Below are 14,599 nucleotides of genomic sequence, written 5' to 3'. Positions count from 1 at the left end.
ACTCAGTTGGGCGCACCGGCCGCATCCAGCGCGGCCATCAGGTCGGCGGCGAGGTCGTCGACGTGCTCAAGGCCGATCGACAGCCGCACGACTCCAGGATGCGGCTTCGCACTCGCCTCGACCGGGCGATGTGTCAGCGATGCCGGATGCTGCACCAGCGAATCCACACCGCCGAGCGAGACGGCGTGGCTGACCAGCGTGCATGCTTCTGTGAAGCGCACAGCGGCGTCGTACCCGCCGGCCAGCTCGATCGAGATGAGGGAGCCCGCGCCCTCGGCCTGTCGGCCGATCAGCCCGAGCGGGTCCTGACCGGGCAGACCCGGGTACAGCACCCGATCAATCGCTGGATGGCCAAGCAAGCGACGGGCTAGTTCACCTGCCGTCTCCTGCTGTGCGCGTACTCGGATCGGCAGCGTGCGCAGACCCCGGTGCAGCAGATAAGCGGCGAACGGATGCAACAGCCCACCGGTCAGTGCGCGCACGTGACGCAATCGTGTCGCCCACGCGTCAGTCGTCGCGACGACGCCACCCATCACGTCGCCGTGGCCGCCGAGATACTTGGTCGCACTGTGCAGTACAAGCGTCGCGCCGTGTTCTGCTGGCCGCTGGAGCACGGGGGAGGCGAACGTGTTGTCCACGAGTACGGGAACGTCGCCCGCTGCCGCGACGGCAGCCGCAATGTCGACGAGTTCGAGCGTCGGGTTCGCCGGCGTCTCGATGACAACCAAGCCTGTGTCCGGTCGGATCGCCTGTGCAATCCCGTCGAACGCTCCGTCGACGCTCGCCCAGGTGACGGTCGTGCCGAGAAGGCCGTTGTCGAGCACGTGGTCGGTGCCGCCGTAGAGCGGGCGCACCGCCACGACGTGCGGAGTGCCTGCCGTAACGATCGAAATCAAGCACGCGCTCAGCGCTGCCATTCCACTGGAAAACGCGACAGCGGCATCCGTTCCTTCGAGGTCGGCGAGAGCGTCTTCGAATCGGGCGACGCCGGGCTGCCACAATCGCTGGTACACGGCGGAATCACCGGCGTGCAGCGTGCCACCGTTCGCCAGGTTCTCATATGAGTCGCCTCCGGCATCGACACCGGGCAGGGGGTTGGTCGTAGACAGATCGATGACGGGGACATGCGAGCCCGCCTCGCGCAGGCCGTCCATGCCTGCGTGGACAGCGCGTGTTTCGAAATGCACGCGCTGCGGTTCGAGGGATACCGCGTCGTTTTCGAGCGGGCTGAGATGAAGGGAAGACGTCGATGTCATACCCCGAGACAAGCAGTTTCTTCTGGAAGAAGCAAGCTGAGCGTAAGCATCCTCGAAGCAACTGTATTCTGCCCAATATTCTGCGATCATGAGTGGCGTGGACATCGTCGAATCGAAGAACGCCCAGTTGGATAGGATCGACCGCGCACTTATCCGCGCACTGTCACAGAACGCCCGCGCATCCGGATCGGTGCTGGCGACCTCGATCGGTGTCGCCGAGTCGACCGTGTCCATGAGACTGCGCCGATTGCAAGAACGCGGCTTCCTGAGGGGTTACCGTCTCGATATCGATCTGGCGGCGCTGGGCGCATCGCTGCAGGCGCTGATCGCGGTGCGTTTGGTCAAACATTCACGCGACCAGGTGATCGCGTTCCGTGACGCCGCTCCGAGCTGGCCGGGCGTGCTCTCGATGTTCCACACCGGGGGAGCGGACGACTATCTGCTGCACGTCGCAGCGCACAACGCTAGCGAGTTGCGCGACTTCGTGCTCGACTATCTCACGGGGCATCCAGCTGTCGCGCACACCGAGACAACGCTGATTTTCGATCACGCAGTCGGAGACGGTTGGCAGCACCTGCTGGATGGTCATGAGCACGGTCTTTAGCACAGCCTCAGCTTGCTGGCACACCTGCTTTCGTGGGTGTTTGATGGAGGGATGACTGAGCCGATTGACCAGGATGCCCCGATCGGAGCCCATCCGGATGAACCACACCGAGAAGGTATCGCACAGCGCCTGAATTGGCTGCGTGCCGGCGTTCTCGGGGCAAACGACGGCATCGTCTCCGTTGCCGCGATCGTCGTCGGCGTGGCGGGCGCCACGAACAATACGGCCGCCATCCTCACTGCCGGGTTGGCCGGACTAGTCGGTGGCGCCGTCTCGATGGCGCTCGGCGAATACGTGTCGGTCAGCAGTCAGCGAGACAGCGAGCGCGCCCTCATCGAGAAGGAAAGACTCGAGCTGGCGGAGACGCCGGAAGAAGAGTTCGCCGAGCTCGTCGGCATGTACCGCGAGAAGGGACTGACCGAAGAAACGGCGACGCAGGTGGCCCGCGAACTCACGGACCACGACGCTTTGTCCGCTCACCTTTCGATCGAGTTGAACATCGATCAAAACGACGTCGCCAGTCCGTGGCATGCCGCGTTCGCGTCTGCGATCGCGTTCACTATCGGTGCGATCCTCCCGATGCTGGCGATCCTGTTGCCGCCCGATGGCTGGCGCGTGCCCGTCACATTCGTCGTTGTTCTGATCGCTCTGGCCGCAACCGGCAACATCGCGGCCTACATCGGCGGCAGTTCGCGCGGCCGTGCGATGGCCCGCGTCGTGATCGGCGGAGCGCTCGCGCTGGCCGCGACGTTCACGATCGGCGCACTCTTGGGCACGGCAGGTGTCGTCTAGCGCTTGCACCCATGTGGTTATCGCCTGACGCCGGTATCCGGGTGATGCTACGAGCGATTGGGTGTACCGGTCACTTTCTGGTTGCCGGGCTCCCAGATGTCCTCAGTCCAGTGTTGTTCGACCTGCGCGGCGGGGAAGAAGGCGACGATGGACAAATCCCCAGTCCCGGTGTTGCGCAGGTCGTGCGGTGTGCCCTGCTTGATCACGAAAACATCCCCGGCCCGGATCTGCTTGACGCCCTCGTCGAGAAGCAACTCCCCGGAGCCGCGGATGATGTACTGAGTCTCTTCAGCGGTGTCGGTGTGGCGTCCGAGTCTTTTGCCTTCGGGCATGGCGAAGTAGATGACCGTAGAGTCCTGTGACCCGGCCCCGCCGTAAGCGAAGAACTGACCAACCCACTGGGCGTCGGGAGTGGTCGAGGAGGTGAGTTCGAACGTGTCGAGTTTGTCGACGTTGAGCGGGTTCGTGACACCGTTCGTAGCTGAGTCCAGTGGAAGTGATGAAGTGGTGCCCATGTAAGCTCCTCGTTCGCGATTCGGTCGGATGCAGGTGAGTATATACCGTGCGTTCTACGGCTCAATCGCTGATCCAAACGTGAAGGAACACCGTTACTGGAGTTTGACACGTCCGTGACAATAACCGATTGACGAATCCGTAGACGTGACGAATAATTAGGTATGTGCCTAAGTATTACGACGAGCTTGACGCCGTGCTCCGTGCTCTCGCGGACCCGACGCGGCGCGCCGTCGTGCAACGGTTGGCGAAGTCTCCAGCCGTTGTGTCCGAGCTTGCGGCACCGTTCTCGATGGCCCTGCCGTCGCTCATGCAGCACCTGCGCATCCTCGAGGATGCGGGAGTGGTCACGTCGCAGAAATCTGGACGCGTCCGCACCGTGAGCCTGAGGCCGAGCGCACTCGACGTGCTGCAGCTGTGGCTCAGCGAGCAACGAACCCCCGCAGAACGCCAAGCCGACCGGCTCGGCATCCACCTGACCCGAACCACACCGAAGGAAGCGTGACATGACCCGCGTTCGCACCGACCTGTTCCTCTCGCTGGATGGCTATGCCGCCACCGCCGAGCCGACCCCTGAAAGTCCGATGGGCGAGGACTGGGAACGCCTCACCGCCGCTTATACTGCAACCCGCACCTTCCGCAAGCTGGTCTTCGCCGAAACCAGTGGAGCCGGCACAACCGGCCTCGACGATAGTTACGCCGCCGCGTTCGTCGAAGGCGTCGGCGCGGAGATCATGGGCGCGGGCATGTTCGGCCTGCACTCCTACCCGGACGACCCGGACTGGAAGGGCTGGTGGGGCGATCAACCGCCGTTCCACACCCCCGTCTACGTGCTCACCCACACCGCCTCGCGTCCGCCGATTCCGATGGAGGGCGGAACAACGTTCCATTTCCGCAACGGCTCTATTCAGGAGGTGCTCGCAGAGGCGACAGCAGCCGCCGGCAGCCAGGACGTGCGCGTCGGCGGGGGTATCAGCACCGCTCGCGCGTTCCTGCTTGCCGGGTTGGTCGACAGCTTGCACCTCATGATCGCCCCGATCATCCTCGGCCGGGGGACTCGGCTGTGGGACGACCTGGGCGGACTCGAGCGCACTCACGCCGTGACGACCCAGGTGGCCGAGAGCGGCACTATCCACGTCAATTTCACGCGATAGGACGTATCGATGACGATCGAGCGCAGACTCGCCCGTGCGGGGTTCACCCTGACCCGCGACTACCCCGTTGCGCTCGAGCGTGTCTGGGATGCCTTCGCAATCGACGACCAGAAACGTCAATGGTTCGGCGACGGCGACACCTTCGAGCCCGGTGAGTGGGCATTCGACTTCCGCGTCGGCGGACGAGACGTTGCCGTCGGAATGTTTCATGACGGCCCGGTTTCGCGGTTCGAGGCCACCTACACGGACATCGTCGAGCACGTGCGCATCGTCAACACCTACGACATGTGGCTCGACGCAGTGCACATGTCGACGTCGGTGGCATCGTTCGAATTCGAGCCGATCGACGGCGGCACCCGCCTCACCCAGATCGAGCACGGAGTCTTCTTCGACCAGTTCTGGGCAGACGGGCCAAACCGCGAGGCGGGCAGCCGGGGCGTGCTCGAGATACTGGGCACCTACCTCGCGTGAGGCGCCTCCCGCGCGCTGCTCGGGACCACTCGCGCCGCCTGGCCTCCAGTGCGCGTTGCCATCAGCCGATGCTGGCGGTCTCGTGCAAGGTCTCGGTCTGCTGCAGTGCGCGCTGGCATGCGACCGGCAGGGCGGCCAGCACGAGCCACGCCAACTGCATGGCGAGGAACACCTTTTCATAGAGCCCGCCGAGCGAATCCGGCTGGAGCCCTGCGCGCCCGAGAAGCAGCAGCGGCACGATCGCACCCCACGAGAGGATGAGCAGGGGTATTCGCAGAGCGTGCCAGCGCGGGCGCCGCCTCAGCGCTGAGGTGGCCAGGATGGTGCCAGCCAGCACCGCGAGGAAGGCAATCAAAGCCAGGGCAACGTGGATGCGCCCGGTGCCGCGCACGAGCGTGCCGGCCGGGTCGTCGGGGAAGATGGCGAGGAGCCCGGATGCGATGGCCCACACGGTCAACAGCACAAGGGCCACCCTCAACCGGCGGGTCTTGTCGTCGACCGTCACAAGGCTGACGACGACGGCGAGGCTCAGCAGGCAGCGCAGCACGAAGTTCACGTCCATCAGCCAGGCCCACGACCCGGCGCTGCCGTAGTCGCTCTCGGCGTTGTGCAATACGGAGAACTCCGGTCGCAGAAATACCAGCAGCACATCAATCACGACATATAGCGCCACGCCAGCCAGAGCAGCGCACGCGATTCTCGATTTGGATAGGTAACTAGGTTGCATATCTGCTAGTGTGCGTCGTGATGCGTACGTCGTCAATACCTCCGTACCGATTCGGGGATCTGCTCGCCCTTGCCCGGCAAAGCTGGGTGAAGCAGCTGGCCGGCGCTCTTGCCGAGGCTGGTTATCCTGACTACCGGCGCAGCGACGCCCTGGCCATGCGACTGCTGCTTCGGAGGCCGCTGCCCATCGGCCGACTCGGCGAAGCGCTGGGCGTCACCCGCCAGGCAGCGAAGAAGGTGGCGACCGGGCTCGAGGGCCGGGGCTACGCAACGGCCGAGCGAGACGCCCGCGACGGGCGACAGACCAACATCGCGCTCACGTCCCGGGGCCGCGACTTCGCGCACGCGATCGTCGGGGTGATCGACCAGCTCGATGCAGCCCTTGCCGCGCGCGTCTCACCAGATCAACTCACGGCGGCTGACACAGTGCTGCGTGCTGTCCTGGGCGACGAGCATTCCCGAGCTCTTGCGAGGTTGGTGGCGCCGCCACATGATGGTCGCTGACGAGAGTGAGGCCCCGAGCCGGCCACGTCCCCCGAGACTTGTCCGCGGATGGCCGTTTCCACGATCGGTCTACCATGAGTAGACTTGCGTCATGGCCGATACCACCACCGTGAAAGTGCGCAGCAGCACTCGCGACCTTCTCCTCAAGATCGGCGCCTCCCGCCACGAGAGCGCCGATCAGGTTATCGTCGCCGCTCTGGAGGCGATGAACCGCGACGAACGTCGCAGGATTGCCGCAGAAGAGGCGCGCGCCATCAAGGACGATCCTGCCGACCTGGCCGAAGTGAGGGCCATCCAGCAGGAGATGGCCGCGCTGCATGAGGGGTGAGGTCTACCGGCTCCCGGCGCGCGGTAAGGGCCACGAGCAGAAGGGCCGGCGGTACGCGGTCGTGTTGCAACCGGCCTGGCTCACGCTCAGTACCTGGATCGTCGCGTTCACGAGCACCAGCGCACGAGAGACCAGCTTCCGGCCGCCGGTGATCATCGCCGATCAACGGACACTGGTGATGTGCGACCAACTCGCGACTGTGGACCTGACCCGGCTTACAGAACCCGTCGGCTTCCTGACCATCGACGAGACACAGCGAGTCGACGACGCCCTCGCACTAGTCCTCGATCTGTAGCCGGGCGATACCGGCTACTCCCAGAAGCAGGAGAGTATTGCACACCGCTACGCGGGTGCCACGCGAGCTTACCGACGATGACGCTTCGTTCGCTCACCCGTCTGGGGAGTTGAATATCGATCAAAACGACGTCGCCAGCCCGTGGCATGCCGGTTTCGCCATCAACGCGCGGTCGGGCACAGCAAGGGTCGTCTAACGGCGGTCATCTGGTTATGTTCGGTGGCGGATGCGCGCAGTCCGCCTTCGATGGTGAGGATGTCCTCGGCCCAGTCGACGACCAGGTTGTCGTGGCTGGCGACGAGGACGGCGGTGCCGGCGTCGCGGGCGGCGGCCAGGACGTCGAGCACGCGGTGCGCGTTGCGGCTGTCCAGGCTTGCGGTGGGTTCGTCCAGGTTGAGCACGTCGGGCCTGATGATGAGGGCGCGGGCGACGCCGCAGCGTTGGCGTTCGCCGCCGGAGCAGGATTGCGGCCACGCGTTCGCGACGTGGTCGACGGCCAGCGCGGTCAGCAACTCTTGAGCCCGTTCCAGGCCGGCGGGGCCGCGCGCGGTCAGTGGGATCATCACGCTCTCGATCATGCGTAAGTCGCCGAGCATTTCCGAGTCCTGGTCGAGGAACCCGAGGTGCTCGACCTGCTGTTGCGCGTCTTGTGGGGTGCCGACGAGCGCGGCGGCAGCGACGACTGGGTTTTGCTGGGCGGGATTTGATTTGAGCGCGTCGGCGGCGTCAGGCTGACGATGTCCGGATAGGCGAACGGCCCGGCGTGTGATGTTTGCTGCATCACGCCGGGCCGTTCTGACGCCTACGCAGGCACCGCCACCCCTGCAATGGGGCAGCGGTTACAGTAAGTTCGTGACAAGCGGTCAGATGAGTTCGGGAGCCGCATTCTTGTCAATACCAATTTCTTCACGGCCGTCAACGATTCCGACACTGTTGATCTGCCACGGTCACTAACGGATGGCCGCGAACGACGTCACCGTGGCGCTGGAACGCTACGAGGCCGCCTTGCGGAACCTCGGTGCGCCGGTTGTGGCGAACCTTCGCCCGGGTATCTCACCACGGGAGGCCCTCGAGCTCGAGGCCCAATACGATGTCAAACTCCCGGACGAGGCGCGTGCCGTGTGGGAATGGCACAACGGTGTCGACGGCGCCCGCGGGTCGTATGGTGGAGACCCGCTGCGATACCTCACCCCGCCCTGCGCGTTCGGCGACCTGGGCTGGTCGCTCGAGTTCGCGCATGAGTTCATCGGCATCGTCGAAGGCACCAACCCCACCTCGGGATTCTCCAGCAGAAAGTTCGTGAGCCTGCTCATCGGAAATCTCGGCTACGTCATCAATCTCACCCCTGGGCAACCGCCACTCACCTACATGAACGACCCGATGAGTTGGTCACTCGCCGATTATCCATCGATGCCGATTGCTGAACAAGTCGACTGGTGGACGTGGGCACTGGAGACCGGGGCATGGCAAATCGATGAAGCCGGCCGCTGGCACGCGGACTTCGCACGTTACCCACAAGATGGCCTCCGTCACGTTCTACTCTGACCCGGCACAACTGCAACTACATCGCGACCGAGCAGCACTAACGATAAAACCCCGACGTGAAGGTCCCCGGTAGGAGACACGATGCTTGCCACCGATGCCGAACACGCTTACGATGGCCGGTGCCGATCCGCCCCGAAGGAGTGCCGATGAGCGCGCGATTCGTGTACTGGATGAACGTCTCACTCGATCTCATGATCGAGCAGCGTGCCGACGATCACAGCAAGCTGAGCGGTCCCGACTGGGTGCGCCTCGGCGCACCGCTGCACCGGGAGTTCAACACCCGAGCCCGCGCGGTGTCGACGATGATCGAGGGTCGCGTGACCTACGAGATGATGGACCCGTTCTGGCCGGATGCCCGTGCCAACGAATCGCTTCCCGACTTTCTGCGCGAGTATGCCGAGATCTGGACGTCTATGCCTAAAGTGCTGGTGTCGCGCACCCGCACGCTCACATCGGCGCTGGCATCCCACAACACGCGCATCGTCGGCGGGGACGACGCGATCGACCAGCTGGCTGCGCTGCGGCAGGATGCGACTGGCGACATCGCTGTCGGCGGCGCCACACTGGCCACGCAGCTACTGCGCGCGGGCCTGATCGACGAGCTGATGCTGTTCACGCATCCAGTCATCCTGGGCACGGGACGACCGCTCTTCGACGATCCGCACCCTCGCGTCGACCTCGACCTGATTGAGCAGCAGACATACGATCAGGGCGTGACCTTGCACCGTTACGCTGTGCGTGGCACTGTGTGACAAGCCTGATCGTTGCAGGGTTCCCGCTTGGGGACCGACTCGCTTGCGATCCGGAGGATATTCTCAATCAGTGGACGGCGAGCAACTACTCTCGGGGGGCAACGCCAGCGGTGCGGTTGTGCGTATCGGCTCAACTGTGCGTAAACAGTGGGCCGATGCCTCACCGAGTGTGCTCGAGTTCATGACTGCCATGCGCGAGGCCGGAGTTGACGTGCCGGCTGTCTACGGCCGAGACGAGCAGGGCAGACAGGTCACCGAATTCATCCCCGGTCAACTGGCGCTCGAATCAGCCCCGCTTACGCATGCGCAGCTCGGCAGGGTCGGAGCACTGGTGCGTGCAATCCACGACGCGAGTAAGACTTTCGCCCCCGATGGTGAAGCGGTGTGGAGCACCGCTATCCCCGCACCCGGCACCGAGCTGATCTGCCACAACGATCTTGCACCCTGGAATCTCATCATTGGGGATCGATGGGTCTTCATCGACTGGGATGCGGCCGCGCCGAGCACTCGGCTTTGGGACCTTGCGTACTCGGCTCAGGCATTCACGCTCTCCAACACCGATCAAACACCCCAGGAGGCGGCAGGCAACCTCGTAGCCTTCGTCAACGGGTATGGAGCAGACCGCGCTTTGCGCGCCGAGCTGCCCAAGGCCATGTATCGTCGCGCTGCGGCCATGCTCGAACTCTTGAATTCGTCACACGATACCGGCCGCGAACCGTGGGCGTCGATGTACTCGGACGGTCACGGAGACCACTGGCGTGCTGCAACCGACTACGCCAAGCACCACCAAAGCATCTGGTCGGAAGCCCTTCTCGCCCGCGCCCGCTGAACGTTCCTCTATTGAATATGCCTCCCAGCGGACGCTGCTGGTCATGGGCATCGTTCATACGCTAGCTGGTCTCTATACGCGCAAAAGGGAGCAGCTGTGATCGGTCTGACTGACGAACGCCCGTGGGAAACCTGGACGATTCTCGATGAGCGTGAAGGGTTCAAAGTCAAACGGATCGAGGTCAAGCCGTACTCAAGGCTGTCCTACCAGACCCACGAACATCGGGCCGAAGTTTGGGTCGTTGCCGCAGGGACCGCGTCGGCGGTCATCGATGGTCAGACGGTCATTGCGCGTGTCGGCGAGGCGGTCACCATCGCGATTGGCCAGCCGCATCGCATCGTGAATGACCACGACGACCCGCTCCTGATCATCGAGGTGCAGCTCGGCAAATACCTCGGAGAAGACGACATCGTGCGACTCCAGGACGACTTCGGCCGAGTGTGACTGGACCTCGCGCGATGATTCGCGCCCTTGCGTCGACCTCGACCTGATCGAGCAGCAGACACACGGTCAGGGCGTGACCGTGGCGGCAGCGAGGTCGATTAACGGGTCCATTATCGGATCAGTCGCACTCGGATCGGGAGATCGAGGTCGGCCCAGGCCCTGTCTGCGGTCAATACTTCTGACGGCGTTGTTCTGATCGTCAGTGCCAGGCAGCAGCGGTCGCCGAGTGAGAGCGATCGCCCTCCGTCAAGCGCGCGCATCGCTCCGGCGAGTTCGGCGTCAGCGGAAGTAAGCGGTTCAACCGTTACTCCGGCGGCGGCGATCAATGCCCGCAGGCGCCTGACGTCGACTCCGGCATCAACCAGTTTGCCGACGACTTCGGCGAGATTCGCGGTGCTGAGCACCGCCCCGTTGATCTCGGCTGCAACAACATCGCCGCCTGGTTCATTGTGGATCAACGCAAGCACGGCTGATGCGTCGAGCACGATCATTCGTTCGCCGCGGCAACTCGGCGTTCCGCCAACAGCTCATCGACGAACGATCGCGTCTTCGGCACGTCGTCAGCAAACTTACGCAGCTCAGCGACAGCGTCGGTTTGCCGCTCGAGAGTCAGCGCGGATCCTCGCGCGGACAGGTGCAGCCGGTCTCCCGGCTCCAGACCCAACGCGGTTCGGATATCGGCCGGGATCACCAGTCGCCCCTGCTGGCCGAGTACAATCGTGGCATCCATAATCTGATTATGCCACGTGATGCCCATGAATGCCACGCTGTTCGGCAGGCGTTCACTGGAAGTCGCGGCTGCGGGTGCGCGCGGCCAGCGGCAGCAGCTCGAAGCGGTCGGCAACTAGACTGATCACTCCCTCCGGTGAGCGTTCCAGGATGCCGCGAATCACCATCGCGGGCGCCTCACGGGCGACCCGTCGATAGCGGTTCCAGACCCCGACGCTGGAGATCACATTGAGCATGCCCGTCTCGTCCTCGAGGTTGAGGAACGTGATTCCGCCCGCCGTCGACGGCCGCTGCCGGTGCGTGACCACCCCTGCGACCTCGATCCGGCGGCCCGGCTCTGCCGTCGCCAGTTGCTCGGTGCTCAGCACCCCGCGCGCCGCCAACGGTTCGCGCAGATGACGAATCGGATGATCGCCCGGGGATATTCCCGTCGCCCACAGGTCGTAGCTGGTCTGCTCCGCCTCGGTCAGCACAGGCAGCAACGGCGGTTGCACAGTGAGGGAGACCCCCGGCAGATAGTCACGACGCTCTTGGGACGCCGGACCGGCATTCCACAGCGCCTCGCGGCGGGTCAATCCCAGTGTTTCGAAGGCACCGGCCGCTGCCAGTGCTTCCAGTTGCGGCGCGCTCAGCCCGATCCGGCGCGCGAGCTCTGCCATGTCCGTGTAGTCTCCGCCGGCCTCCCGCTCCGCGACGATACGTTCGGCCAGCTTCTCGCCGATCGAGCTCACCGCGGCCAGCCCAAGCCGTACCGCGTAGTTGCCGTCTCGGCGGTGCGCAGCGGATGCGTCCGGTGCGGCCCGATCGAACGTCGCCGACACGCGCGGCTGCTCCCGCTCCAGGCAACGCGCCTGCCCGGTTGCGGGAGGTGCTGTTGCGGCAGGCACGGTTGCGGCAGTGCCTGCTGCGCCAGGCACTGCTGAGCTTCCCGCCACGAGCGGCTCGAGCGTTGCGTGAACACCGGAGCGCAGGATGTCCACGTGACGCACCTCGACGCCGTGCCGAACGGCATCCGCTGTCAAAGATTGAGGCGAGTAGAAGCCCATCGGCTGCGCATGCAGCAGTGCGGCCAGAAATGCGGCGGGGTAGTGCAATTTGAGCCAGGAACTGGCGTAGACGATCAGGGCGAAGCTGAGGGCGTGGCTCTCGGCGAAACCGAAGTTGGCGAAGGCTTCGATCTTGTCGTAGATCTGCTGGGCGTTCTCATCGGAGATTCCGCGTCTGGCCATGCCGCCGAAGATCTTGGCCTTCAGGCTGCCGATCTTCTCGATGCCGCGCTTGGACCCCATCGCCCGGCGCAGCAGGTCGGCGTCTTCGCCGGTGCAGTCGCCGACCGCCATCGCCATCTGCATGACCTGCTCCTGGAACAGCGGAACGCCCAGCGTGCGCTCCAGCACAGGCTCCAGGTCCGGATGCAGGTAGGTCACCGTCTCCACGCCCGTCTTGCGCCGGATGAACGGATGCACCGCCCCGCCCTGGATCGGACCGGGCCGGATCAGCGCCACCTCGATCACCAGGTCGTAGAACCGGCGCGGCTGCAACCGGGGGAGCGTGCCCAACTGTGCGCGGCTCTCCACCTGGAACACGCCGACCGCATCCGCCCGGCAGAGCATGTCGTACACCTCCGGCTCCTCCTTCGGGATGGAGGCGAGATCCCATCGCTCACCGAAGTGCTGCTCCACCAGGTCGAAGACGTATTGCACGGCCGCCAGCATGCCGAGCCCGAGCAGATCGAACTTGACCAGGCCCATCCACTCGCAATCGCCCTTGTCCCACTGCAGCACCGTGCGGTTCTCCATCCGGCCATGCTCGATCGGGCAGACCTCGCCGATCGGCCGCTCGGTGAGCACCATGCCGCCGGAGTGGATGCCGAGGTGCCGCGGGGCACGCATCAGTTCGCCCGCCAGTTCGACCACCGGCGCCGGGATGTCGAGGTCGGTCTGGGAGACTCCCGGCCCCCAACGTTCAACCTGCTTGGAGAACGCATCCTGCGCCCCCGGACTGTGCCCGAGCGCCTTGGCCATGTCACGCACTGCGTTCTTCGGCCGGTAGCTGATGACGTTCGCGACCTGTGCTGCGTTGCGGCGGCCGTATTTGTTGAAGACGTACTGGATCACCTCTTCCCGCCGGTTCGAGTCGAAGTCGACGTCGATGTCCGGCTCCTCCGGCCGCAGACTGGAGAGGAACCGTTCGAACGGCAGGTCGTAACCGATGGAGTCGACGGCGGTGATGTCCAGGGCGTAGCAGACCGCGGAGTTCGCGGCCGATCCGCGGCCTTGGCAGAGGATGCCGTTGCGGCGGGCAAACTGCACGATGTCATAGACGATCAGAAAGTAGCCGGGGAAGTCCTTCTTCTCGATGACGGTGAGCTCCTGCTCCATCCGCGCCCAGACCTTGGCCTGGTCCGGCTCGTACGCGTATTTGGTTGCGACCCCCTGCCGTACAAGCTCGCGCAGATAACTCATCGGCGTGTGGCCGGCCGGCACCTCGAGTTTCGGTAACTTCGGGCGGGCGCTGCGCAGGTCGAAGGCCAGGGCATCCGCCACCGCCACGGTGTTCTCAACGACCGCCGGGTAGCGGACGAAGGCGCGGGCCATCTCGGCGCCGCTGCGCAGATGGGCGGTTCCGGATGCCGGCAGGTAGCCGTCCAGCTCATCCAGACTCCTGCGGGCGCGCACCGCAGCGACCGCCCCTGCCAGCCGGTGTTCTGCAGGGGTGGCGTAGTGCACGATGTTCGTCGCGACCGAGACCAGCCCGCGCTCCTGTGCGAGCGCGAACAGTGCGTCGTTGTGTGTGCTGTCCAACGGTGCGCCCGTGTCGAACAGTTCGACGACGACGTTGTCGTGCCCGAACCGGTCGACGAGTCGATCGAGTTCCCGGGCCGCAGCCGACGCACCACCGTCGACCAGTGCCCGGCGCACGTCGCCCTTGCGGCATCCGGTCAGGATGGTCCAGTGCCCGGCTGCGCCCGCTGCCAGTGCGTCGAGGTCGTAGACCGGGCGGCCCTTCTCGGCGCCGTCGGCCAGCTGCGCATCCGTGATGGCTCCGGCCAGCCGATGGTAGCCTTCCTCGCCTCGGGCGAGCACGAGGAGATGGCTGCCCTCCGGGTCGGCTTCGCCGTTCTGCGGCTTGCCCAGCCCCAGGGAGAGTTCGGCACCGAACACCGTCTTCACCGTGTGGGTCGCGATCGCGGGGGTGTTATCGGTTGCGGAGTTGTCGTCGGTCGCGGGGTTGTTGTCGGTTGCGGCCCCGCCATAGGCTTCCGCGGCCTCTGCGAGGTGCACAATGCCGTATAGCCCGTCATGATCGGTGAGGGCGAGGGCGTGCAGCCGCAGGCGAGTGGCCTCCTCGAGCAGCTTCTCCGGGTCGCTCGCTCCGTCGAGGAAGCTGAAGTTTGAGTGCGCATGCAGTTCGGCGTAGGGCACGTAGGGGCCGTCATCCGGGTGGATCGGCTGCGCCTGATAGGCGTGTCGTTTCGACGCCCGGGTCGGCCCCTCGTCGTTCAACGCTTCATTCGGCTTTTCCGGCCGGCTGCGGTCGGAGAGCCGCCGTTCGAGTTCCGACCAGGGGATCGGCGGATTATTCCAGCCCATGCGCCACCAGCCCAGTTGCTGCCTGCTCAGTCATAGCGCGCTCAGTCACGGTCAACTCAGTCAC

19 protein-coding genes are annotated in these 14,599 nt (G+C 64.9%); 12 read left to right on the top strand and 7 right to left on the bottom strand.

Going from position 1 to position 14,599, the window contains the following annotated elements:
* Nucleotides 1–2: 2 nt before the first annotated feature.
* The gene (locus tag QU604_RS10480; protein WP_308468745.1) at nucleotides 3–1,256 is read right to left on the bottom strand and encodes a trans-sulfuration enzyme family protein; all 1,254 of its coding nucleotides are present in this window, start codon (nucleotides 1,254–1,256) and stop codon (nucleotides 3–5) included.
* An 88-nt stretch (nucleotides 1,257–1,344) separates the two neighbouring features.
* Between QU604_RS10480 and QU604_RS10475 the strand changes: the two genes are divergently transcribed.
* Both QU604_RS10475 and QU604_RS10470 read left to right on the top strand, forming a co-directional pair.
* Nucleotides 1,345–1,860, top strand: coding sequence for an Lrp/AsnC family transcriptional regulator (locus QU604_RS10475; RefSeq protein ID WP_308468744.1), 516 nt, complete (start codon nucleotides 1,345–1,347; stop codon nucleotides 1,858–1,860).
* Nucleotides 1,861–1,911: 51 nt separating this feature from the next.
* A complete protein-coding gene (locus QU604_RS10470) occupies nucleotides 1,912–2,652 on the top strand; it encodes a VIT1/CCC1 transporter family protein (protein ID WP_308468743.1) in 741 nt (246 codons plus the stop codon).
* Nucleotides 2,653–2,699: 47 nt separating this feature from the next.
* Here QU604_RS10470 and QU604_RS10465 read toward each other — a convergent pair whose 3' ends face one another.
* Nucleotides 2,700–3,167 (bottom strand): cupin domain-containing protein, encoded by a 468-nt coding sequence (locus QU604_RS10465; RefSeq protein ID WP_308468742.1) that lies wholly within the window; start codon nucleotides 3,165–3,167, stop codon nucleotides 2,700–2,702.
* 164 nt (nucleotides 3,168–3,331) lie between these two features.
* Between QU604_RS10465 and QU604_RS10460 the strand changes: the two genes are divergently transcribed.
* From QU604_RS10460 to QU604_RS10450, 3 genes are read left to right on the top strand one after another with little or no spacing between them, the layout of a single operon-like run.
* Nucleotides 3,332–3,670, top strand: a complete 339-nt coding sequence (locus QU604_RS10460) for an ArsR/SmtB family transcription factor (protein ID WP_308468741.1) — start codon at nucleotides 3,332–3,334, stop codon at nucleotides 3,668–3,670.
* Nucleotide 3,671: 1 nt separating this feature from the next.
* Entirely contained in the window at nucleotides 3,672–4,319 is a 648-nt protein-coding gene (locus QU604_RS10455) for a dihydrofolate reductase family protein (protein WP_308468740.1), read from the top strand.
* 9 nt (nucleotides 4,320–4,328) lie between these two features.
* On the top strand, nucleotides 4,329–4,790 hold the full coding sequence (locus tag QU604_RS10450; protein ID WP_308468739.1) for an SRPBCC domain-containing protein: 462 nt from the start codon (nucleotides 4,329–4,331) through the stop codon (nucleotides 4,788–4,790).
* 61 nt (nucleotides 4,791–4,851) lie between these two features.
* Here QU604_RS10450 and QU604_RS10445 read toward each other — a convergent pair whose 3' ends face one another.
* Nucleotides 4,852–5,517 (bottom strand): DUF998 domain-containing protein, encoded by a 666-nt coding sequence (locus QU604_RS10445; RefSeq protein WP_308468738.1) that lies wholly within the window; start codon nucleotides 5,515–5,517, stop codon nucleotides 4,852–4,854.
* A 20-nt stretch (nucleotides 5,518–5,537) separates the two neighbouring features.
* Here QU604_RS10445 and QU604_RS10440 point away from each other — a divergent pair, with 20 nt between their 5' ends.
* The 3 genes from QU604_RS10440 to QU604_RS10430 all read left to right on the top strand — a co-directional run bounded on the left by QU604_RS10440 (nucleotide 5,538) and on the right by QU604_RS10430 (nucleotide 6,643).
* Nucleotides 5,538–6,020: a MarR family winged helix-turn-helix transcriptional regulator gene (locus QU604_RS10440; RefSeq protein WP_308468737.1), complete on the top strand. Its 483-nt coding sequence runs from the start codon at nucleotides 5,538–5,540 to the stop codon at nucleotides 6,018–6,020.
* 91 nt (nucleotides 6,021–6,111) lie between these two features.
* Nucleotides 6,112–6,348 (top strand): hypothetical protein, encoded by a 237-nt coding sequence (locus QU604_RS10435; RefSeq protein WP_308468736.1) that lies wholly within the window; start codon nucleotides 6,112–6,114, stop codon nucleotides 6,346–6,348.
* Nucleotides 6,338–6,643 carry a type II toxin-antitoxin system PemK/MazF family toxin gene (locus QU604_RS10430; protein ID WP_308468735.1) on the top strand — a complete coding sequence of 102 codons (306 nt, stop codon included), beginning with the start codon at nucleotides 6,338–6,340 and terminating at the stop codon, nucleotides 6,641–6,643. The genes QU604_RS10435 and QU604_RS10430 overlap by 11 nt, the downstream gene beginning before the upstream one ends.
* 161 nt (nucleotides 6,644–6,804) lie before the next feature.
* Here the strand turns inward: QU604_RS10430 and QU604_RS10420 are convergent, their stop codons facing one another.
* Nucleotides 6,805–7,413 (bottom strand): ATP-binding cassette domain-containing protein, encoded by a 609-nt coding sequence (locus QU604_RS10420; protein ID WP_308468898.1) that lies wholly within the window; start codon nucleotides 7,411–7,413, stop codon nucleotides 6,805–6,807.
* A gap of 187 nt (nucleotides 7,414–7,600) precedes the next feature.
* Here QU604_RS10420 and QU604_RS10415 point away from each other — a divergent pair, with 187 nt between their 5' ends.
* The 4 genes from QU604_RS10415 to QU604_RS10400 all read left to right on the top strand — a co-directional run bounded on the left by QU604_RS10415 (nucleotide 7,601) and on the right by QU604_RS10400 (nucleotide 10,213).
* Nucleotides 7,601–8,188 (top strand): SMI1/KNR4 family protein, encoded by a 588-nt coding sequence (locus tag QU604_RS10415; RefSeq protein WP_308468734.1) that lies wholly within the window; start codon nucleotides 7,601–7,603, stop codon nucleotides 8,186–8,188.
* Nucleotides 8,189–8,334: 146 nt separating this feature from the next.
* Complete coding sequence (locus QU604_RS10410; protein WP_308468733.1) at nucleotides 8,335–8,940, top strand: dihydrofolate reductase family protein; 606 nt, start codon at nucleotides 8,335–8,337, stop codon at nucleotides 8,938–8,940.
* Between the two features lie 70 nt (nucleotides 8,941–9,010).
* Nucleotides 9,011–9,769, top strand: a complete 759-nt coding sequence (locus QU604_RS10405; protein WP_308468732.1) for a phosphotransferase — start codon at nucleotides 9,011–9,013, stop codon at nucleotides 9,767–9,769.
* Between the two features lie 96 nt (nucleotides 9,770–9,865).
* Nucleotides 9,866–10,213, top strand: a complete 348-nt coding sequence (locus QU604_RS10400) for a phosphomannose isomerase type II C-terminal cupin domain (protein WP_308468731.1) — start codon at nucleotides 9,866–9,868, stop codon at nucleotides 10,211–10,213.
* Between the two features lie 110 nt (nucleotides 10,214–10,323).
* On the opposite strand, the gene QU604_RS10395 is transcribed toward QU604_RS10400, so the two are convergent.
* From QU604_RS10395 to QU604_RS10385, 3 genes are read right to left on the bottom strand one after another with little or no spacing between them, the layout of a single operon-like run.
* Nucleotides 10,324–10,704, bottom strand: coding sequence for a type II toxin-antitoxin system VapC family toxin (locus QU604_RS10395; protein WP_308468730.1), 381 nt, complete (start codon nucleotides 10,702–10,704; stop codon nucleotides 10,324–10,326).
* Complete coding sequence (locus tag QU604_RS10390) at nucleotides 10,701–10,943, bottom strand: AbrB/MazE/SpoVT family DNA-binding domain-containing protein (protein WP_308468729.1); 243 nt, start codon at nucleotides 10,941–10,943, stop codon at nucleotides 10,701–10,703. The genes QU604_RS10395 and QU604_RS10390 overlap by 4 nt, the downstream gene beginning before the upstream one ends.
* Nucleotides 10,944–10,995: 52 nt before the next feature.
* Nucleotides 10,996–14,535: an error-prone DNA polymerase gene (locus tag QU604_RS10385; protein WP_308468728.1), complete on the bottom strand. Its 3,540-nt coding sequence runs from the start codon at nucleotides 14,533–14,535 to the stop codon at nucleotides 10,996–10,998.
* Nucleotides 14,536–14,599: the final 64 nt, after the last annotated feature.

It is taken from the genome of Rathayibacter sp. SW19, from assembly GCF_030866825.1.
Lineage (GTDB): Bacteria > Actinomycetota > Actinomycetes > Actinomycetales > Microbacteriaceae > Rathayibacter_A > Rathayibacter_A soli.
Note: the sequence above shows the minus strand (reverse complement) of the source record. Positions and strands in the feature narration are given on the sequence as shown.